19 protein-coding genes are annotated in these 19587 nt (G+C 58.4%); 9 read left to right on the top strand and 10 right to left on the bottom strand.

Translation table 11 applies throughout. The features are described from left to right. Positions 1-20: 20 nt before the first annotated feature. Entirely contained in the window at positions 21-632 is a 612-nt protein-coding gene (locus FHT85_RS03045) for a LysE family translocator (RefSeq protein WP_112334308.1), read from the bottom strand. A gap of 705 nt (positions 633-1337) precedes the next feature. On the opposite strand from FHT85_RS03045, the gene petA reads away from it, so the two are divergent. The 4 genes from petA (at position 1338) to FHT85_RS03025 (ending at position 4753) form a co-directional block, all read left to right on the top strand. Then, positions 1338-1916, top strand: a complete 579-nt coding sequence (petA, locus tag FHT85_RS03040) for a ubiquinol-cytochrome c reductase iron-sulfur subunit (RefSeq protein ID WP_112334309.1) — start codon at positions 1338-1340, stop codon at positions 1914-1916. Between the two features lie 14 nt (positions 1917-1930). Next, a complete protein-coding gene (locus FHT85_RS03035) occupies positions 1931-3205 on the top strand; it encodes a cytochrome b (protein WP_112334310.1) in 1275 nt (424 codons plus the stop codon). 22 nt (positions 3206-3227) lie between these two features. After that, positions 3228-4094 carry a cytochrome c1 gene (locus FHT85_RS03030; RefSeq protein ID WP_112334311.1) on the top strand — a complete coding sequence of 289 codons (867 nt, stop codon included), beginning with the start codon at positions 3228-3230 and terminating at the stop codon, positions 4092-4094. A gap of 116 nt (positions 4095-4210) precedes the next feature. Next, positions 4211-4753 (top strand): adenine phosphoribosyltransferase, encoded by a 543-nt coding sequence (locus FHT85_RS03025; protein WP_112334312.1) that lies wholly within the window; start codon positions 4211-4213, stop codon positions 4751-4753. 47 nt (positions 4754-4800) lie between these two features. On the opposite strand, the gene FHT85_RS03020 is transcribed toward FHT85_RS03025, so the two are convergent. Then, complete coding sequence (locus FHT85_RS03020; RefSeq protein WP_112334313.1) at positions 4801-5268, bottom strand: MaoC family dehydratase; 468 nt, start codon at positions 5266-5268, stop codon at positions 4801-4803. After that, positions 5265-5729 (bottom strand): MaoC family dehydratase, encoded by a 465-nt coding sequence (locus FHT85_RS03015; protein ID WP_112334314.1) that lies wholly within the window; start codon positions 5727-5729, stop codon positions 5265-5267. Before FHT85_RS03015 ends, FHT85_RS03020 begins: the two co-directional genes overlap by 4 nt. A gap of 186 nt (positions 5730-5915) precedes the next feature. Between FHT85_RS03015 and FHT85_RS03010 the strand changes: the two genes are divergently transcribed. Next, positions 5916-7040 carry a hypothetical protein gene (locus tag FHT85_RS03010; protein WP_112334315.1) on the top strand — a complete coding sequence of 375 codons (1125 nt, stop codon included), beginning with the start codon at positions 5916-5918 and terminating at the stop codon, positions 7038-7040. A gap of 121 nt (positions 7041-7161) precedes the next feature. On the opposite strand, the gene ychF is transcribed toward FHT85_RS03010, so the two are convergent. Beyond that, positions 7162-8265: a redox-regulated ATPase YchF gene (gene ychF, locus FHT85_RS03005; protein WP_112334316.1), complete on the bottom strand. Its 1104-nt coding sequence runs from the start codon at positions 8263-8265 to the stop codon at positions 7162-7164. A 229-nt stretch (positions 8266-8494) separates the two neighbouring features. Between ychF and clpS the strand changes: the two genes are divergently transcribed. After that, positions 8495-8806 (top strand): ATP-dependent Clp protease adapter ClpS, encoded by a 312-nt coding sequence (gene clpS, locus FHT85_RS03000; RefSeq protein ID WP_112334317.1) that lies wholly within the window; start codon positions 8495-8497, stop codon positions 8804-8806. A 12-nt stretch (positions 8807-8818) separates the two neighbouring features. Here the strand turns inward: clpS and FHT85_RS02995 are convergent, their stop codons facing one another. The 5 genes from FHT85_RS02995 to FHT85_RS02975 all read right to left on the bottom strand — a co-directional run bounded on the left by FHT85_RS02995 (position 8819) and on the right by FHT85_RS02975 (position 14058). Further along, positions 8819-9241 (bottom strand): GNAT family N-acetyltransferase, encoded by a 423-nt coding sequence (locus tag FHT85_RS02995; RefSeq protein WP_112334800.1) that lies wholly within the window; start codon positions 9239-9241, stop codon positions 8819-8821. 55 nt (positions 9242-9296) lie between these two features. Then, positions 9297-10013, bottom strand: a complete 717-nt coding sequence (gene pth / locus FHT85_RS02990; RefSeq protein WP_112334801.1) for an aminoacyl-tRNA hydrolase — start codon at positions 10011-10013, stop codon at positions 9297-9299. Positions 10014-10086: 73 nt separating this feature from the next. Then, a complete protein-coding gene (locus FHT85_RS02985; RefSeq protein ID WP_112334318.1) occupies positions 10087-10818 on the bottom strand; it encodes a substrate-binding periplasmic protein in 732 nt (243 codons plus the stop codon). A 14-nt stretch (positions 10819-10832) separates the two neighbouring features. Beyond that, on the bottom strand, positions 10833-13199 hold the full coding sequence (locus FHT85_RS02980; protein WP_112411601.1) for an EAL domain-containing protein: 2367 nt from the start codon (positions 13197-13199) through the stop codon (positions 10833-10835). Positions 13200-13440: 241 nt separating this feature from the next. Beyond that, entirely contained in the window at positions 13441-14058 is a 618-nt protein-coding gene (locus FHT85_RS02975; RefSeq protein WP_015340613.1) for a 50S ribosomal protein L25/general stress protein Ctc, read from the bottom strand. Positions 14059-14357: 299 nt separating this feature from the next. Here FHT85_RS02975 and FHT85_RS02970 point away from each other — a divergent pair, with 299 nt between their 5' ends. The 3 genes from FHT85_RS02970 to FHT85_RS02960 all read left to right on the top strand — a co-directional run bounded on the left by FHT85_RS02970 (position 14358) and on the right by FHT85_RS02960 (position 18632). After that, a complete protein-coding gene (locus tag FHT85_RS02970) occupies positions 14358-15800 on the top strand; it encodes a hypothetical protein (RefSeq protein ID WP_112411602.1) in 1443 nt (480 codons plus the stop codon). A 110-nt stretch (positions 15801-15910) separates the two neighbouring features. Beyond that, positions 15911-17371, top strand: a complete 1461-nt coding sequence (locus FHT85_RS02965) for a hypothetical protein (protein WP_112411603.1) — start codon at positions 15911-15913, stop codon at positions 17369-17371. Positions 17372-17396: 25 nt separating this feature from the next. Further along, positions 17397-18632, top strand: a complete 1236-nt coding sequence (locus FHT85_RS02960) for an MFS transporter (protein WP_112334322.1) — start codon at positions 17397-17399, stop codon at positions 18630-18632. A 14-nt stretch (positions 18633-18646) separates the two neighbouring features. Here the strand turns inward: FHT85_RS02960 and FHT85_RS02955 are convergent, their stop codons facing one another. Continuing rightward, complete coding sequence (locus tag FHT85_RS02955; protein ID WP_015340609.1) at positions 18647-19579, bottom strand: ribose-phosphate pyrophosphokinase; 933 nt, start codon at positions 19577-19579, stop codon at positions 18647-18649. Positions 19580-19587: the final 8 nt, after the last annotated feature.

The following is a 19587-nucleotide window of genomic DNA, read 5'->3' as shown; positions in this document are numbered from 1 at the left end:
CTGGAAGACGATGCTGCGGATTAGCGGCTCGCCAGAGCAAGCTGCGCTGCGAGCAATCCGAATGCGGTCGCGAAGCTTCGGCGCATCCACGACTGAACAGTCGGATTTGAGACGATATGGCGGCGCAGGTAGGCCGCGAACACGCCATAGGCTGCGAAGATGATGAAGGTGAGCGCCATGAAGACTAGGCTGAGCTTCAGCATCAGCATGATCGGGCTTGTCTGATCCGGCGTCACGAATTGAGGCAGGAAGGCGAAGAAAAAGATCGACAATTTGGGATTAAGCAAATTGATCAGGATTGCCGAGCCAATCACCTGTCGCGTGCTCTTGTCGGTCGGTGCGCCGTCAATGCGCAAAATACCCTTTTCCAAAAACATCGACCAAGCCATGTAGAGCAGATAGGCCACCCCGAGCCATTTGAGCGCTTGAAACGCCACGGCGCTGGTGTGCAGGAGTGCGGCGAGGCCGCTTATCGCCGCAAGCAAATGCGGGATGATGCCAAGCGTGCAGCCGAATGCGGCGACCACACTCGCCCTCGTGCCGCCAGACAATCCGGCGGCAAGCGTGTAGATCGTGCCGGTGCCGGGAGAGGCGACGATGATGAGGGTCGTGATCAGAAACTCGATGTTCATGCGACACGATTTCGCGCGGTGAAATATCCGTCTGGTAGGCTTGTCGCGGGCAAGGTGTCGAGCGACCACAGATGCTGTCGATACATGGCGTCGGCTTGTGTAGTGTGCATGACTCTCACTCGATAATCGCTTGCGGCAATATCGAGGCATCGCGTTTTCCGGTCTTGAATGAAATTGCAGTTCAACCGGCATTTCGCGCTCGACGCTCAATGCGTCGCTCACGACCGTTGGCAACTTGACCGGTCGATCCCGCTCCGTTTTACAGTTCTTGTAGGGTTGCAGGGAATATGGCGTTCACTGATGAATCGCGCACGAAATTCGGTCTGCGTTCAGGTGAGAAAGGAGAGGTTGAGATCGGAGTTTCGAGGAATTTTCATTATTTTTGTCGCTGTGCGGTATTGTGCTGATCGCTTATTTTGCGTCGCGCCAGAGAAAAATGCTGCGGAATTCCCTAGTTTTTCATGTGCTTAACTTCTCTCCGCGGAGAAGGGGATGATCGAGCTCCGGCCTTGCGACGCATTAACGCAGTTTTGCCGCGACATTGTGCCCTGACCCCTTGCCAAGACTGGACATAATTTGCGATCAAGCTTAGAACGCAGCGGGTTACGGAGGAATCTATGGCGGAATTATGGTCGCATTGATTCGCCGTTAGTGAGAGGGGTACCGCGGTTTTTGCCGTGGTTTGCGGGAAGAGGATGTGCAGCTTTGAGCGAGCATAGTACGACAGTTGAGTCCACCGGCGAGCCTACTCGCCGCGATTTCCTTTATTTGACGACAGGTATGGCCGGTGCGGTGGGTGCAGTTGCCGTCGCATGGCCGTTTATCGACCAGATGCGGCCCGACGCATCGACACTCGCTCTTGCATCCATCGAAGTCGATGTGTCGAGCCTTGAGCCCGGCATGTCCCTGACGGTGAAATGGCGCGGTAAGCCCGTCTTCATCCGTAACCGCACGCAGAAAGAAATCGAGGATGCCAAGGGCACGCAGCTTTCGGACCTGAAAGATCCGGTCGCTCGCAACGCCAATCTTCCGTCCGATGCACAGGCAACCGACGTTGCCCGTTCGGCCGGCGAGGGCAAGGAAAACTGGCTCGTCATGATCGGCGTCTGCACCCATCTCGGCTGCATCCCGCTCGGTCAGGCAGGGGAATATGGCGGGTGGTTCTGTCCCTGCCATGGTTCGGTCTACGACACCGCCGGCCGCATACGCCACGGGCCTGCGCCGATGAATCTTGCGATTCCGCAATATGCGTTCACGTCGGAAAAGAAGATCAAGGTCGGTTGAGGGGGAGCTGAATCATGAGTGGTCATTCGTCTTACGAGCCATCCACAGGGCTCGAAAAATGGGTCGACGCGCGGCTTCCGCTGCCGCGCATGGTCTATGATAGTTTCATCGCCTATCCGGTCCCGCGCAACCTGAACTACGCTTACACCTTCGGCGCCATGCTTGCCGTGATGCTGGTCCTGCAGATCCTGACCGGCGTTGTGCTGGCCATGCACTATGCGGCCAATACGACGATCGCCTTCAATTCGGTCGAAAAGATCGTCCGCGACGTCAATCACGGCTGGCTATTGCGCTATATGCACGCCAACGGCGCATCTTTCTTCTTCGTGGCCGTCTACCTGCACATTGCCCGCGGCCTCTACTACGGCTCCTACAAGGCGCCGCGCGAAATCCTCTGGATTCTCGGCGTGATCATCTACCTCCTGATGATGGCAACCGCCTTCATGGGCTACGTTCTGCCTTGGGGCCAGATGTCCTTCTGGGGTGCGACCGTCATCACCGGCTTCTTCTCGGCCTTTCCATGGGTCGGCGACTGGATCCAGACCTTCCTGCTCGGCGGCTTCGCCGTCGATGATCCGACGCTCAACCGCTTCTTCTCGCTGCACTATCTGCTGCCATTCATGATTGCAGGTGTCGTCATCCTGCATATCTGGGCGCTGCATGTGACCGGCCAGACGAACCCGACCGGCGTCGAAGTCAAGCTGAAGACCGACACTGTTGCCTTCACGCCCTACGCGACGTTAAAGGATGCGCTTGGCGTCTCCATCTTCCTGCTGGTCTTCGCCTATTTCGTATTCTACCTGCCAAACTTCCTTGGTCATGCCGATAACTACATCCCGGCCAACCCGCTGAAGACGCCGGCTCACATCGTTCCGGAATGGTACTTCCTGCCGTTCTACGCGATGCTGCGCTCGATCACCTTCAACATTGGCCCGATCGACTCCAAGCTCGGCGGCGTTCTGACGATGTTCGGCGCCATCATCGTGCTGTTCTTCCTGCCCTGGCTCGATACGTCGAAGATCCGCTCAGCTGTTTATCGCCCGTGGTACAAGCTGTTCTTCTGGCTGTTCATAGCCGATGCCATCCTGCTCGGCTGGCTGGGCTCGCAGCCCGCGGAAGGCATCTACACCACGGCTGCGCAGTTTGCGACGCTGTTCTACTTCCTCTTCTTCCTTGTCATCATGCCGGTTCTCGGCATTGTCGAGACACCGAGGCGCATTCCAAATTCGATTACGGAAGCGGTTCTTGAGAAACAAGGCGGTAAAGTTGCCGCTTCGGTTCAAGCATAACCGGCGATAGAGGAAGAAAACGATGAAAAAACTTGTTGTCGGTCTTCTATCCCTGACGCTCATCGGAGGCCTTTCGACCGCCGCCGTGATCGCTGCGGAAACGAAGCCTGCTGCAGAAGCAGAGACGCCGCACTATCCGCTGAAGGAGCCGCGCGAGCAGCATTGGACCTTCTCCGGCCCATTCGGCTATTATGACAAGGCTCAGCTTCAGCGCGGCCTCAAGGTCTATACGGAAGTCTGTTCGGCCTGCCATTCGATGAAGCTGGTGGCTTACCGCACGCTGGAAGACCTCGGCTATACGGAAGCACAGGTGAAGGCCTTTGCCGCCAATTACGAAGTGCAGGACGGCCCGAACCCTCAGGGTGAGATGTTCACCCGCAAGGCGCTTCCGTCTGACCATTTCAACTCGCCGTTCCCGAATGACGAGGCTGCCGCTGCCTCCAACAACGGCGCCGTGCCGCCCGACATGTCGCTGCTTGCCAAGGCACGCGAAATCGAGCGCGGCTTCCCGCAATTCATCTTCGATATCTTCACGCAGTATCAGGAAGGTGGACCGGACTATATCTACTCGCTGCTGACCGGCTATGAAGAGCCGCCGGCCGGTTTTAAGGTGCCGCAAAACTCGCACTACAATCCGTATTTCGATGCGGCCGCGACCTTTGCGATGCCGAAGCCGCTTTCGGATGGTCAGGTGACCTACGACGACGGTTCGCCGCAGACGGTGGATCAATACGCTCGCGACGTATCTGCCTTCCTGATGTGGACATCCGAGCCGCATCTGGAAGATCGCAAGCACCTCGGATTCATGGTCATGGTGTTCCTGCTGATCTTCTCAATCTTGATTTATCTCACCAAGCGTTCCGTCTATGCCAAGGCCGGCGCTCACTGAGCATCGCACAATGATCGAGAAAAGGCGGCCCGGCGAGGCCGCCTTTTTTGTTGGTATAGCGCCCTGGTATTGATAGGGTGCAGCCGGCCCTATCACAGCCTGAGAGACTATATTTGATGAACACTATTGCTTCGGAGCTTGCCGCCAGCATCCGCTCCATTCCGGATTACCCCAAGCCCGGCATCATCTTTCGCGACATCACGACGATGCTTGGCGATGCCAGAGCATTCCGCCGTGCCGTCGATGCGCTGGTACAGCCTTACGCCGGCACGAAGATCGACAAGGTTGCCGGTATGGAAGCACGCGGCTTCATTCTCGGGGGCGCGGTGGCGCACCAGCTGTCGTCCGGCTTCGTGCCGATCCGCAAGAAGGGCAAGCTGCCGCACGATATCGTCCGCATCGCTTACAGCCTGGAATATGGTGTCGACGAAATGGAGATGCACCGTGATGCGGTCAATCCGGGTGAGAGGGTCATTCTCGTCGACGATCTGATCGCGACGGGCGGCACCGCCGTCGGCGCGACGAAGCTTCTGCGCCAGATCGGTGCCGAAGTGGTTGCCGCCTGCTTTGTCATCGACCTGCCTGATCTTGGCGGCCGCAGGAAGCTCGAGGAGCTTGACGTGCCGGTACATACGCTGGTGGAATTCGCCGGCCACTAAATGGCCGAAAGGACTGTTGGGGCCGCTCCGAACGGCCCCGCAGCTCGCTATTCAAAAGCCAGAACGCCGCTTTCGAAGCGCAGGGCCGGAGCGCCGTCCTGGTTCACTCCATCGCAGGCGAGCGTATAGAGCGTCCAGCCAGCGCGCGAGGCCAATGGGCGGCTGTCAAGGATCGTGACGCCATAGCTGATCGTATCACCGGCGAAGACGGGCCGCAGCCATTGCAGGTTTTTGAAGCCAGGCGAGGGGCCGAGGATGGGCGGCGTCTTGCCTTCGGCAATCAACCGGGCCTGTTCGGACTTCCAAAAATCGACGAAGCTGCGCATCCACATAGAGCAGCTATGCCAGCCGGAAGCGCAGAGACCGCCGAACAGGGAGTGCTTGGCCGCTTCCGCATCCATATGGAAGATCTGTGGATCGAAGCGCGAGGCAAAGTGCACGATGCCTTCCGGCGTAAACGTATGGCTGCCGATGTCGATGCGTTCGCCGACAGCGTAAAGGTCGCTCATCTTCATGCCGAAACCTCCGCGACGCTGCGCATGCGGATCATGACCGCGTTCTCTCCGAGGCAGACCAGTTCGCCGCGCTGGTTTTCGACCTCATGGCGGAACCTGACGATGCCGATACCCGGACGGGAGCGCATGGGACGGGCCTCGACGACGATCGATCGGCCCGACAGGGTATCATCAGCCAGAACCGGCTTTTTCCACTCCATAAAATCGATGCCCGGCGCGCCTTGCGCATCGGTGGCAAGGAGATAGGAATCGCACATCATGCGCATGAACACCGCCGAGGTGTGCCAGCCGGAAGCGGCAAGGCCGCCGAGAATGCTGGCGCGGCCCGCTTCCTCATCCAGATGCATCGGCTGCGGATCGAATTCCCTGGCGAATTCGATGATCTCCCCCGCCGTTACATGTTTCGGGCCGAGCGGAAATTCTCGCCCCGGCTGGAAGTCTTCGTAGACGAATTTCGTCATGTCTTCTCTCCTCCTCCACGTCTCGTTTATCGGCAAATCGCATGGCCGGCCGTGGTGGCGCAAGCATTTTCACGGTCAATATAAGGAAGGGACGACGATGACTGTCTATTGGCCGCCGACAGCCCTTGATTGTATGCTGGCGATATGTTGAGGCTTGGGTCGTGGCAAGATGGTATGAGAGCTAGAATGAGCGAACTCAAAGTCGCACTGGAAGAAGCAGCAGGCGCGGGGATCATTTCCTCCAGTCAGGCCGAGAGATTGCTGCCCTATCTGGCGGACAAGAACATCGGTGCGTTGCCGACCGGACAGGGTCTCTCGGCACCGCGTTTTCCGGATGATCCCAACCCTCTGGAAGATACGGAAGCGCCGCGTTTCGTGCGAGGCTTTCACGATGTGCTCATCACCATCGGTCTCGTCGTTCTGCTCATCGGGCTATGGGGGCTCGCGAACCGCTATGCGCCCTTGCTGGCAATCGTCGTCCTGGCCGAGATCCTGGTGCGCCGACAGCGGCTGGCGCTTCCGGCCGTGGTCTTGACCGTCGCGCTCGTTGTCTGGGTTTTCTACATGATGGTCAGCTATGTGAGTTCCACACCGACGCTGAGCGATAATTTTACGATCGGCGCAATCGTCCTGGTGGCGCCATTCCCGCTGTCGCTGGCATTGTTTTACTGGCGCTACCGCGTGCCGCTGTCGCTGGCTTTGTTCCTGTTTTCACTGTTCGGCCTGTTTCTCGCCGCGGTCTTCTATGTCGCCGGCACGGTAGCTGGCTCTTCGAATGTGCCGGCGGATTACCCCATCCAGACGATGATGATCTTGCTGGTGACTGCTCTTAGCAGCTTTGCATTGGCAATGCGTTATGATCTCAGCGACCCGCAGAGGGTTACGCGCCGTTCCGACGTGGCCTTCTGGCTGCATCTCGCAACGGCGCCGGCTCTGCTTTATTCGACGATCCTCTTGGCCCTGCGCCTCGAGCTCGCCAGCAGCGGCATCGTCTTCACCAATCTCACCGATGCCCTCTTCGGTGGCTATCTGCAGGCGGTGACGGTCCTCGTGGCGGTGCTGGTGATGATGCTGATCGGGCTTGTCATCGATCGCCGCGCTTTCGTGACCGCCGGCCTCGTATCGCTGGGCTTGGCGACGGCAGCCATCCTCAGGCACAACAATGCCGGGCTCGACAAGGTCGGCTTCCTGGTGTTGATGATTGTAGGTCTGGTCGTCCTCGTGATCGGCATCGGCTGGACCGATCTGCGCCGCCTTATCGTGCGGCGCCTGCCCGCCGGCGTGCAGGCGAGATTGCCGGCGCTCAGATAGAGTTTTTCGCTTTTCTTCGAATCGCGAAAACGCTCTATCCTTTTGTTTTAACGCAATTCCGGACGGAAAGCCGCTTCGCACTTTTCCTGAAATTGCTTAGGCGCCGGCATCCGAAAAGCGATCAGGTGTTGAAGCGGAAGTGAATGACGTCGCCGTCCTGGACGACATATTCCTTGCCTTCGTCGCGTGCCTTGCCGGCTTCCTTCGCGCCGGTTTCGCCGTTGTAGGCGATATAATCGTCATAGGCGATCGTGTTGGCGCGGATGAAGCCGCGTTCGAAATCCGAATGGATCACGCCGGCCGCCTGCGGCGCCTTCGTGCCCTGTTCGATCGTCCAGGCACGCGTCTCCTTCGGGCCTACGGTGAAGTAGGTAATGAGGTGCAGGAGCTTGTAGCCGGCACGGATCAGACGGTCGAGGCCGGCTTCATCGAGGCCGAGCGCGGAGAGGAATTCCTTCGCTTCTTCGTCGGGCAGCTGCGCCACTTCCGCCTCGATGGCGGCGGAGATGATGACGACTTCCGAATTCTGCTCCTTGGCCATGGCGGCGACGGCGGCCGTGTGCTCGTTGCCGGTTGCGGCATCGCCTTCGGCGACGTTGCAGACGTAGAGCACCGGGTGCGAGGTCAGAAGGTTCAGACTCTTGAGGATGCGGATCTCTTCGGCGTCGAGTTTCGACAGCAGCGTGCGCACCGGCTTGCCTTCCTGAAGCAATGCGAGCGACGCATCCATGATCGGCAGCATCGCCATGGATTCCTTGTCCTTGCCGGTAGCGCGCTTGCGCGTCTGCTCGGTACGGCGCTCAAGGCTCTCGAGATCGGCTAGCATCAGCTCGGTCTCGATCGTCTCGGCATCGGCGACCGGATTGATGCGGCCTTCGACATGGGTGATGTCGCTGTCTTCGAAGCAGCGCAGCACATGCACGATGGCATCGACTTCGCGGATATTGGCAAGGAACTGGTTGCCGAGGCCTTCCCCCTTCGAGGCGCCACGGACGAGACCTGCAATATCAACGAAGGAGATGCGCGTCGGGATCAGTTCCTTCGACTTGGCGATGTCGGCAAGTTTGCGCATGCGTGGATCGGGAACCGCGACTTCACCCGTGTTCGGCTCGATCGTGCAGAACGGATAATTCGCCGCCTGCGCCGCCGCCGTCTTGGTCAGCGCGTTGAACAGAGTGGACTTGCCGACATTCGGCAGCCCGACGATACCGCATTTGAAACCCATGGCATCTTGTCCATATCTTGAAAATCTTTGCAGTGCCTATGGGGGAAGGGCCGTTGCGGGTCAAGTCTTGTGCGGAAGCTGAGCCGATTTTCTGCTGAAAGCTGGGCTTCCGGGTGGATGCTGGGCGGCATTGTCCCCTGACGCAACTGTCCTTGAAGGATGTGGTGCGCTGCACTATAATCCTCTCATTAGCCCAAAACCCTTTCCCCTGTCGTCAACGGTGATGCCGATGAGTGACAATGATGTTGTCCTGAAGCCAAAGCCTAAAACGAAGCCGAAGGTCGAAAGGCCGAAGCTCTATAAGATCATTCTCGTGAACGACGATTATACGCCGCGGGAATTCGTCATCATGGTGCTGAAGGCCGTCTTCCGTATGAGCGAGGAGACTGGCTACCGGGTGATGATGACTGCACACAAGCTCGGAACCTGCGTGGTCATGGTCTGCGCGCGGGATGTCGCCGAGACGAAGGCGCAAGAGGCGGTCGATCTTGCTAAAAGCGCTGGATTCCCGCTGATGTTCACGACAGAGCCGGAAGAATAGGATTGGCCGTTTTCACCGCGCGGGGCGGCGGATATGGAAGCCGGTCTTATCCTGCTTGAAGCCGCAATTGGCGTAGAAGCGCAGCGTTGCCGGGTTCTTCGAGCCGGTCAGCAGCATGACCTTGTAGCAGTTCTTTTCCCAGGCAGTTGCGAATGCCGCATGGATGACTGCGCCGGCAAGGCCGCGCTGACGGTAATCGGCGTGGGTTACCACGTTCTCGATCAAAGCATAGGGCGCACCGCCGCGCGTGAGATTGGGAATGACGACCAGCGTCACGGACGAGGCGGCCTTGTCGCCGTCAAAGGCGGCGAGGATCGTCATGCCGGGATGAGTGAGGATTTCTGCGAGGCGGCTTTGCGCCAGTTGCAGATCCAACACCGGGTCTTCCGTGTTCAGGTGCCGATAAAGGGCAAGCAGCGTCGGAAGGTCCGCCATTGCGACCGAACGGATTGGGAGATTTGCGGCGTCTGCGACTGCTGGCTGCGGCACCTCAATCGTCCTTCTTGCCGAACATCCGCTTCAGCATTTCCGCCATAGGCCCGGTTTCCGGAACCTTTGGCTTGATCTGATTGCGCGCCTGATGAATGTGGGACTTGGCGGGCGCTTTCTTTTCCGGCTTTGGTGCGTCTTCCTCCGGCTTGCCGCCGAGGGCAAGCGCGATCTTGTTCATCAGCTGCGAATCCTCGCCGCGCACCAGCATGTCGGCATTGTCGGCGAGCGCATCGAACAACGGGTCCAGCCAGTCCCTGTCCACTTTGGCGAAATCGCCGAGAACGTGGTTGTGCACCAGTTCCTTGGCGCCGGGATGACCGATGCCCAGCCGCAGACGGCGATATTCCTTGCCGCAATGGGCGTCGATGGATTTGATGCCGTTATGGCCGCCATGGCCCCCGCCCGTCTTCAGCCGCGCCTTGCCGGCCGGCAGGTCCAGTTCATCGTAGATGACAACGAGATCGGACGGCTGGAGCTTGTAGAAGCGCATGGCTTCGCCGACGGCTTCGCCTGAGAGGTTCATGAAAGTCTGCGGCTTGATGAGCAGGACCTTCTGGCCGCCGAGTTCGCCTTCGGCAATCTCCGCCTTGAATTTCTTAGACCAGGGCGAAAAGCTGCGGCGACGATAGATCGCATCTACGGCCATGAAGCCGATGTTGTGGCGGTTGCCTTGATACTTGGCGCCCGGATTGCCGAGGCCCGCGATGAGAAGCATGCGCTTCATCCCTTGGAAAATACCGATGCCCTTCACCACAGCGATTTGACGGCAAAGTCAAGGCGGCATGCGGTCAGTCGCCCAGGTGAAGGCCGTACTTCAGGAAAATCTGGCGCTGCGTGCCGTTTGCGATCAGCATGTCGAGCGCCGTCTGCATTCTGCCTTGGAGTTCGGCAGGAAAATCCTTCTGGCATGCAATGCCCATGGGCTGCTGGGAAAGGATCGTCACTTTCTCGACGGCATTGCCTTCTTTACGCAGCTTGTCGAAATAAAATTCCGAGATCGGCATCAAGTCGATACGATCGCTCATCAGCTTCTTCAGGGTAGCTTTGAAATCGCTGCCGATGTCGATGCGCGGGAAATTATTCCGGCGCAGGATCGCTTCCGTATAATCTTCGCGCCATGTGCCGACGATATATTTCTTGGCTTCGGCGATGGTCGTTGCGGCAACGTTGGAGCCGCTATGCTTGATTAGAACGTTGCGATCGATCAGCAGCGGCTGTATCCATTTAAAGAGCTTGTCGCGCTCATCATTATGCGCAGTGACGAATACGCAGGTCATCGGCTCCGCCAGAGCCTGATTGTAGGCTCTCGCCCAGGGCATGACATCGATCGTGTAGTCGACTCCGATATCGGCCATAAGCTTTTGTATCTGCTCGGTGGCTGCGCCGACGGGCGTCTTGCCTTCACGATAGTTGAAGGGTGGATATTCCTCGGTGGTGAAATGAACGCTTTCGGCGCGGGCCGGAAAGAGACATGAAAACGAAAGCAGGCTGGTGGCGATTATGAACAGCAGCCCTCGCATCCGGCTCTCCATTGCTATGACGCCTGCGCTACGGGGGAAGAGCGGTCTTCCTGTAGGCTCGCCATCGTCTTCATGAGGTGGTCGGGATGCAGCGGGCGATAGAAAAGATAGCCTTGGCCGTAGTCGATACCCATCGTACGAAGGGTTGCGCATTCCTCTTCCGTTTCCACGCCTTCGGCAATCACCGTACAGTTCATCTTGTGCGACAGAGTGGTAATGCTTTCGACCAGCATGCGGCTCTTGGCGCTGACATCGGAGGCGGTATCGTTGATCGCGCGGATGAAGGATTGGTCGATCTTGATGATATCGACCGGGAAACGGTTTATATAGCTCAGCGAGGAATAGCCCGTGCCGAAATCGTCGAGCGCGATGCGGCAGCCATAGCGGCAGATCTCGTTGATGACCATGCGCGTCTCGGGATTGTCGTCCATGAGCACGGCCTCGGTGATTTCCACGACGATACGCCGGGGTGCGATTTCGTAGCGTGACAACAGAGCCGCCATGCGCAGCGGCAATTCGGATTCGAATTGCAGCGGCGAGAAGTTGATGGCGAGATAGGTATCCTGCATGCCCTCGATCCGCGAGAGACGGGCAAAATCGGCGATAGCCTTCTCCATGATGCGGTTGCCGATGCGAATGATCGAGCCGGTCTCTTCTGCGACCTCGATGATGCGGCCAGGGGGCAGGATACCTTTCTGCGGGTGATGCAGGCGCATCAGCGCCTCGAAGCCGGCGATAGAGCGGTCATCTATATTCACCACGGGCTGCAGATAGGCCTCGAACCAGTCTTCGTTGAGGCCGGTTTCGATATGGCTCTCGAGTTCGGCGCGGCGGCGGGAATCGTCCAGCATGCCGTTGTCGAAAATCTGTGCGCCATTCTTGCCATCGCGCTTCTTGGCATACATGGCGATATCGGATTTCAACAGCAGTTCCGCCGCATTGGTGGCTTGACGCGGGTAGATCGCGATCCCGATGCTGGCGCTGAGGCGCGCATCGCCGACGAAGGGCGCCTCGAAGACCTCGGCGATGAGGGCGGTCATTTCGATTGCTCTTGCTTCGGCATTCTCGGCCAGAAGCAGCATGGCAAATTCATCGCCGCCGAGGCGGGCGGCAATATCGCCCGGCGTCATGCATTTCTGCAGGCGCGATACCAATTCGCGCAGTGCAGCGTCGCCAGCAGCATGGCCCATATTGTCGTTGATCCATTTGAAACGGTCGAGATCGACAAAGAGGCAGGCGAGTTCGCGCTTGCGCAGGTCGGCTTCGTTGATCTTAGCATCCAACGCGCTCTCGAAGCCCTGGCGGTTGAGAAGGCCGGTCAGATGGTCGGTAATCGCCTGTCGCAGAATACGGTCTTCGGATTGCTTGAGTTCGGTGACGTCGGTCATGACGGAGAGCGACAGGCCATCCTGGATCGCTGTTGTCTCAAGGATAAGGACATCCATGACCCTCCCATCCCGGCAGAGGAATTTTACCGTGACGTCGATGCGGGCGGCGCTGTGGGTGTTGCCGCGTTTGCGCTCGACATATTGCGTGCGCGAATCCGGCGAGACCAGGCTCGCAAACTCGCGTCCGATCACTTCGGCACGATCATAGCCCGTGGTGGCAAGCCAATAGTCGCTGACGGCCGCGATGCACTCGTCCTTGTCGAGCGAAAAGAGCATGGCGGGCGTTAGATTATACGTGTCGGTTGCCCGGCGGTGGGCAAGCTTAAGTTCGTTTTCCTCTCGTTGCAGCTTGCTCTGCATGTCGTTGAAACTGCTTGCAAGCCGGCCCATTTCATCATTCGACTGCCAGTCCACATGATGACGCGAGCCGAGCCTTCGCGTAGCCTCGATGGCATGCGTCAACCGCATCAGCGGCTGGATGACGAAGATGCGATTGCCGATCAGCGCCGCGCCGAACACAGTCAGGACGGCGAAGATGAAGATGGAGATGAAGACGATCTCCTCGCTCTTCAGGCCGTCGAAGAGGCCGAGCTTAGGATAATAGACCGTGATGGTCCCGAGCCGTTTCGGACCATCGATGCCGTTATAGATGATCGGCCGGTCAATGGACTCGAGATCGCCCTTGTATGATTTCGGAATGGTCGATTGCGTGACGTCGAGCTGGCCGGAAAGATCGCGGACATTGACACGGACGATCGCGCCTTCCGCAACGGTCGTCGCACTGATCTGGGTCACGCTGTCTTCGTCCAGATCCCATAGCGGTTTTGCAAGGGCTTGGGCATTGGCGACGAGGAGAACGGTTATGTGATCCTTGATTTCCTTTTCCGCGCGTTCAGACGACAGAAAAAGGAATAGGACGAAGAGTGGCGCCACGAAAATCAGTAGCGCACCGCAGACGATCGCGAAAAACCTGTTTTCGACCGAATGACTCATAATTCCGTTAGCTCCCCAGCCATAGACCAGCAGATCTTGGGGCCGCATTCTACAACTCTTTCGCGTAGGTTTTCATGAATCCGTTAAATGTTGCTGAAACTGTGGGGTTAATGGAAATCAACCAATAGTATAGATTCCAAATCGTTCTTAGTTTTACTTTCTCTAATATTTATTTCTAGGCATAAAAAACCCGCCGTCCCGGAGGGCGGCGGGTCTCAATGTGCGGGCTTGAAGATGCCAATCAGGCGCTGGCTTCTTCGCCGCCTTCAGCTTCGTCTTCAGCAAGGCCGGCAGCCGGGGCAACGATCGTTGCAATCGTGAAGTCGCGGTCGGTGATGACCGGGGTCACGTTCTTCGGCAGCTTGATGGCGGAGATGTGGATGCTGTCGCCGCTCTTCAGGCCCGTGAGGTCAACGGTGAAGAATTCCGGGATCGCATCGGCCGGGCAATGAACTTCGACTTCGTGGCGAACGATGTTCAGCACGCCGCCAGCCTTGAGGCCAGGCGACTTCTCGTGGTTTTCGAAGTGAACCGGGATTTCGACGGTAACCGCCGTGTTGCCGGAAACGCGCAGGAAATCGACGTGAAGCGTGAAGTCGCGGACCGGATCGAGCTGGTAGTCCTTCGGCAGAACCTTGATCTTCTTGCCGTCGACGTCGATCGTGGCGATCGTCGTGAGGAAACCACCGGCGTGGATGCGCTTCGTCACCTCATTGGTGTTGAGGGCGATGGAAACGGGGGCCTGCTTGTCACCATAGATGACAGCGGGGATCAGACCATTGCGGCGAAGTTCACGGGCGGACCCCTTACCAACCCGTTCGCGCGCCTCGGCCTTGAGCTCGTAGCTTTCGTGGCTCATAGCTATTCCTTTCGAGGTTATTTGGAGAGTTCAGTCGGTCGGCCTACGCCGCATCGCTTGAACTGGAGGAGGGTATGCCCTGCCTCATCCGCGTTGCCTCCAAGGGTGTCTACGCGGACGCGTGGCGTATAATACAAAGCGGCCGAAGGTGCAAGCACCCCTGGAATCGGGGCCTTGTGATGACATTGCAACTGCCGCCGACAAGCCTGCGACTATGCCTCTATCAACGGCTTGACATATATCCTCAGCCCCATCAACAGTCGAATGCAATCGTTCCGGATCAAAAGGAGAGATCGGGCATGCGTTCCAGGGTCATCGCCGCCGCGGTTTTTTCCATGGGTCTTGCTGGTGTCTCACACGCAGCTGACGTGAACGAGCAAGGTGCCAAGGAACTCCGCAATGTTCTGACGCATTCGCTTTCGCAGGACCTTGCCCGCAGCGATTTCGTGACCGTAAAACCGGCCGGCGATCAATACGAGATCACCTATGATCTTGCGAAATTCTTCGACAAGATCAATTCGAGCGCGTTTTCGGTGACGGGTTTCAAGCCGCTCTCCCTTTTCGCACAGCCCGTCGAGCAGGGAAGGTGGCATCTGACGGGCGACAACAGTCTCGATGTCGCCTTGCATTCGCCGACCTCGGACATTGCCTATTCCATCGCTTCCAGCTCTTTTGACGGTGTTTTCGATCCTGCCATCGAAATGATGCGGTCGATGGGTATCAAGAGCAGCGGCGTGAAATTTTCGAGCGCCGGCGGCGGTCAGAAAAGCGGGCGCAAGATCGATGCGACCATCGACAGCGCCTCATTCGCTCACACGGTCACCGACAGCAGCGAAGCGGGTAAGGTCGATCTGCAATTGCAAGGTACGCTGCAGCGCTTGCATGAGCAGGTGACGCTGCGGCCGGATGCGGCGCCGATCACTTTCAGCGCCGACAGCGTCGATACCAACCTTACTGCCACCAGCCTGCCGGTGAAGGATCTGCGCGCGCTCATCCGGTTCTTCGTTCAACACGTCAAGGCCAAGCAACTTTCGCAAAGTGGCAGCGAAAAGTTCGAGCAGCTGGTCCATCAGGCTCTGCCGGTTTTCGGCTCGCTCGGCAAGACCGTGACCGTGAACAACGCGCTGGTGGCAACGGAGAAGGGCAAGGTCGGCGTCAAGCGTATCGATTACAGTTTCAAGATGGACGGTCTGACCAAGGCTTCGAACGTCAACCTGGAGCTTAGGGCCGAGCAGTTTACGCCCGATGCGGGTCTTGTGCCGGCTGCTTTTGTGCCCTTCCTGCCCGCGATGGTGGATGTTCAGCTCGGCGTGCCCAATATCAATTTCTCCGGCCTCATCGATGCTGGCCTCGATTCAATTGTCGCGCGGGAGGCGCCGGTTTCCGGTGAGGCTCTGAAACGCACGATGTTCCCGAGCGGCTACGGAACGCTGGAGTTTCCGAAGATCAGTGCAAAATCCGATGTCTACGACGTCGAGGTTTCCGGCGAGCTGAAGGGCTCGACCAAGCCACATTCCGGCTTTTCGCTGCAGGCGACGATCCTGGCGCGCGACTTCGACAAGACTGTCGCTGCCATGCAAGAGGCTGCCAAGACCCAGCCTCGCTTGAACAGTGTTTCTTTCAGCTTGATTGCTGCAAAGGGTTTTGCCAAGACCGACCCGGACGGCCGCCTGCGCTGGGACGTCACCATGGATGAAGACCGAACGGTGACGGTCAACGGACAGGTGATGAAGAAGCCTTGAAGTTTGAGGGTAAGCCCATGTATCAGGGCGATGATAAAGTTCCATGTAAAAGGCCGGTCGGCGCCTTCCAGGTTTCCACGTTTCTTTTCCATCATATTTGGGGGTGAGTTATGCGTTTCAAAGCGGTTGCCACGGCGGCTGTTCTCGCTGTCGGCGTGGTCGGCGTTGTGCAGGCGGCTGACGTCAGCGAGCAAGGTGCCAAGGACCTTTACGGCAATCTGACCTATTTCCTGCCCGATGATATCGCCAAGAGCGGTGCGATCGCGGTCAAGCCGGTCAGCCCACACTACGAAGTCACGTATGATTTGCAGAAGCTGCTCGATAAGTTGAATGTGAGCGGTTTCGATATCAGTGGCCTCAAGCCGCTGATGATGCTGGCAACGCCGCTTGATAGCGGCCTTTGGAACATTGAAGGCAACAACGCCTTCGATGTGACGGCCCGTTCGAAGCCTGGCAGCGGCCCCGATACCGAATTTCGCTATGCCTTGGCATCATCGACCTTTCAGGGCGTTTTCGATCCGGCACTTCATTATCTGCGTTCCATGGATATGAAGGGCAACGGCATCACCATCGCGATAAAGACCACCGACGAAGATAAGAGCGTCCAGAAGAATGACGCGACCGCCGACAGCATCACCTATACCGTGTCGTCGGCAGACAGCGGCGAGCCGGGCAGGCTCGATCTCAAGATGAGCGGCAGCCTGCAATCGCTCTACGACAAGGTTTCGGCCGACGATGCGACGCTCGGGGAAGTCAAGATCGCGGCGATCGATTTCAGCATGGGGGCGACGAAGCTGCCCTTGAAGGCACTGAATTCGCTGCTGCAGTTCGTCTCCGAACACAAGGATGAGAAGACGCTTTCCGATGCCGATAGCAAGGCGATCAAGGCCTTGCTGATGGATGCCATGCCGATCGTCGGCTCCTTTGACGAGTCCGTCGCCATCAAGGATATCGCGGTCACGACACCTTTCGGTAATGGCGGCTTGCAGAAGATGGGCTATTTCTTCAAGGTAGCCGGGCCAGCCAATGCCATGAATGCGGACTTCGGGCTGAATGCCGAGAAGCTTGCACTGGAAACGGGCCTGATCCCCGAAGACTATGTCGCCTTCATCCCCGATACGGCCGATATCCAGGTGCAAGTGCCGAACCTGAATTTCTCCGCTCTCGTCGATGTTTTTCAGCAAGCCGATTTGAAGAATCCTGAGAGCGACACGGCCATGGACGAGAAGCTGCAGAAGGCCATGTTCCCGGACGGGACGATGACCGTCAACTTCCCGAAGATCAGCGCCGTATCGGGTCTCTATGATGTCGAGGCATCCGGTAGCCTGCGCGGCTGGCTGAACGAGAAGGACCGCGTTGCCATGAAGATGACGGTTCTTGCTCGCGATCTCGACAAGACGATCGCCGCCATCCAGGAGGCCGCAAAGACCAAGGAGGATCTGTCTCAGCTCTCCTTCGGCCTGATGATGGCCAAGGGCTTTGCCAAGACGGATGCAGATGGGCGCTCGCGCTGGGATATCGATCTTTCAGACGATGGTCACGTGTCGGTCAACGGTCAGGTCCTGAAGTAAGCCAATTTGAAATCAGAATGCGATCATGTTTGTCCTGAAGCCGCTGAGCCAGCGCTCGATCTCTCTCCTATGGGCCGGCCAGGTGCTGGCGGCTACAGGCTCCGAATTCTACATGGTCGCAGTCGTCTGGATTGCGGCTGATTTCATCGGCAGCAATGCGGGATATGTTTCGGCGTTGCAGTCCGGCGCGCTGCTGTTCGGCAGCCTGTTCGGCGGTATCGTCACGGATCGCTGGCGGCACAGCAGGACGATGATCACGGCCGATCTGATGCGTGCGGCTCTATTGCTGATGCTGTCGTTGGCAAGTCTTCTGCATCTGATGAGCTTGCCGTTGTTGGTGGTGCTTGCAGGAAGCATCGCGTTGTTGACGTCGACGTTCGATCCGTCGCTGCAGGCGACCCTGTCGGTGATTGCGGTCGATGCCGAAGTCCGGCACGCGACCAACGGCCTCTTCGACGCCACGCGCCGCATGGCGCGCATTCTCGGTCCGAGCCTGATCGCGCTTGTGAACGGGTTCCTGCCGAAATCTCAGTTCTTCATGGTCACGGCCGCCGCCTTCACACTCTCAGCGCTTGCCGTGTGGTTGGCAGTGGCGAAACTCCCGACGGCGTCGCGGCGCCGCAATTTCTCCGGAATGGCGGCCGTCGTGGACGGCATTCTTGGCGGATGGCGCGCGGCGCGTGGCCATGCGGCAATTCTCTATGGCCTCTTCGCCAACCTGATGGGAAATGTCGCCTGGGCGATGGGGATTCTGCTCGGCATGATCCTGCATTTGCGCGAAACCAGCGCCGACCCGCTGACCGATTACAGTCTGATGATGACGGCTTACGGTGTCGGCAACCTGACCACCAATCTGATCCTCGGAAGCGTCAAGCCGCGCCGGCCGGTGGTCTGGATCATCGTGGCGAAGCTCATTTTCGGATCTGGAGTTTTCCTGTTGCCGCTGATGCACGATCGGATCGGGCTGATGATCGTTGCCTGCTTTGCGGCGATCAACGGACCTTTCGAGAACCTTGCCATGCTCCATCTGATGCAGACGCGCAGCGAGCCGCATCGTCTGGCGCAGGTCTATCGCTTATCGATGTGCGCGATCTTTACCGGCCTGCTTCTGGCCTACCTGATGTCGCCAACGCTGTTTGCGCGGTTCGGCATCGGGCCTTCGATCATGGGATCGGGCGCGGCCGTCTTCATCTCGGGGCTGTTGGGCATTGGCCTGCTCGCATGGAAACAGGCGCATCCTGCGGGAGCAAAGGCCACCTGAAGTATGCCGAAGGCTCAGTCGAACAGACTTGAAACCGATTCTTCCTGGCTGGTGCGGTTGATCGCTTCGCCGATGAGGCCAGCCGTCGTGATGACGCGAATATTCGGAGCCGATAGCACGGCGGTCGTCGGCTGGATGGAATCGGTAATCACCAGTTCCTTCAGCTGCGAGTTTGCGACGCGGGTCACGGCGCCACCGGAGAGAACGCCGTGGGTGATATAGGCGGTGACGCTTGCCGCGCCTCGTGCGAGCAGGGCATCGGCAGCGTTGCAGAGCGTGCCGCCGGAATCGACGATATCGTCGATCAGGAGGCAGTCCTTGCCGGAGACGTCACCAATGACGTTCATGACTTCGGATTCGCCGGGGCGATCACGGCGCTTGTCCACGATTGCCAGCAGACAGTCGAGGCGCTTGGCGAGCGCGCGGGCACGTACGACGCCGCCGACATCCGGAGAAACGACCATGACATTGCCGATATCGTAGTTCGCCTTGATATCGCGCGTCAGGATCGGCAGTGCGTAGAGATTATCCGTCGGGATATCGAAGAAGCCCTGAATCTGGCCGGCATGCAGGTCGAGCGTAAGAACGCGGTCCGCACCTGCCTCGGTGATCAGATTGGCGACGAGCTTTGCCGAGATCGGCGTGCGCCCCGAGGCGCGGCGATCTTGACGGGCATAGCCGAAATAGGGGAGGACCGCCGTTATGCGCCGCGCCGACGAGCGGCGCATCGCATCGATCATGATCAGCAGTTCCATAAGGTGATCGTTGGTCGGAAACGACGTCGGCTGCACGAGGAACACATCCTCGCCGCGTACATTTTCCTGGATCTCTACGAAAATCTCCTGGTCGGCGAACCGGCGGACGCTGGCTCTTCCCAAGGGAACGTTGAGATAATTGCAGATCGCTTCGGCAAGATGCCGGTTCGAATTGCCTGCGAAAACCTTCATTGTGGCCC

The organism is Rhizobium sp. BK312, assembly GCF_014193605.1.
Lineage (GTDB): Bacteria > Pseudomonadota > Alphaproteobacteria > Rhizobiales > Rhizobiaceae > Rhizobium.
This window is presented reverse-complemented; position numbering and strand designations above follow the sequence as displayed.

Excerpts from the sequence above, each read along its gene's own strand:
- FHT85_RS03045 (WP_112334308.1), bottom strand. The coding sequence starts at position 632 with ATGAACATCGAGTTTCTGATCACGACCCTCATCATCGTCGCCTCTCCC.
- FHT85_RS03035 (WP_112334310.1), top strand. The coding sequence starts at position 1,931 with ATGAGTGGTCATTCGTCTTACGAGCCATCCACAGGGCTCGAAAAATGG.
- FHT85_RS03030 (WP_112334311.1), top strand. The coding sequence starts at position 3,228 with ATGAAAAAACTTGTTGTCGGTCTTCTATCCCTGACGCTCATCGGAGGC.
- FHT85_RS03025 (WP_112334312.1), top strand. The coding sequence starts at position 4,211 with ATGAACACTATTGCTTCGGAGCTTGCCGCCAGCATCCGCTCCATTCCG.
- FHT85_RS03020 (WP_112334313.1), bottom strand. The coding sequence starts at position 5,268 with ATGAAGATGAGCGACCTTTACGCTGTCGGCGAACGCATCGACATCGGC.
- FHT85_RS03015 (WP_112334314.1), bottom strand. The coding sequence starts at position 5,729 with ATGACGAAATTCGTCTACGAAGACTTCCAGCCGGGGCGAGAATTTCCG.
- FHT85_RS03010 (WP_112334315.1), top strand. The coding sequence starts at position 5,916 with ATGAGCGAACTCAAAGTCGCACTGGAAGAAGCAGCAGGCGCGGGGATC.
- ychF (WP_112334316.1), bottom strand. The coding sequence starts at position 8,265 with ATGGGTTTCAAATGCGGTATCGTCGGGCTGCCGAATGTCGGCAAGTCC.
- clpS (WP_112334317.1), top strand. The coding sequence starts at position 8,495 with ATGAGTGACAATGATGTTGTCCTGAAGCCAAAGCCTAAAACGAAGCCG.
- FHT85_RS02995 (WP_112334800.1), bottom strand. The coding sequence starts at position 9,241 with ATGGCGGACCTTCCGACGCTGCTTGCCCTTTATCGGCACCTGAACACG.
- pth (WP_112334801.1), bottom strand. The coding sequence starts at position 10,013 with ATGCTTCTCATCGCGGGCCTCGGCAATCCGGGCGCCAAGTATCAAGGC.
- FHT85_RS02985 (WP_112334318.1), bottom strand. The coding sequence starts at position 10,818 with ATGCGAGGGCTGCTGTTCATAATCGCCACCAGCCTGCTTTCGTTTTCA.
- FHT85_RS02980 (WP_112411601.1), bottom strand. The coding sequence starts at position 13,199 with ATGAGTCATTCGGTCGAAAACAGGTTTTTCGCGATCGTCTGCGGTGCG.
- FHT85_RS02975 (WP_015340613.1), bottom strand. The coding sequence starts at position 14,058 with ATGAGCCACGAAAGCTACGAGCTCAAGGCCGAGGCGCGCGAACGGGTT.
- FHT85_RS02970 (WP_112411602.1), top strand. The coding sequence starts at position 14,358 with ATGCGTTCCAGGGTCATCGCCGCCGCGGTTTTTTCCATGGGTCTTGCT.
- FHT85_RS02965 (WP_112411603.1), top strand. The coding sequence starts at position 15,911 with ATGCGTTTCAAAGCGGTTGCCACGGCGGCTGTTCTCGCTGTCGGCGTG.
- FHT85_RS02960 (WP_112334322.1), top strand. The coding sequence starts at position 17,397 with ATGTTTGTCCTGAAGCCGCTGAGCCAGCGCTCGATCTCTCTCCTATGG.
- FHT85_RS02955 (WP_015340609.1), bottom strand. The coding sequence starts at position 19,579 with ATGAAGGTTTTCGCAGGCAATTCGAACCGGCATCTTGCCGAAGCGATC.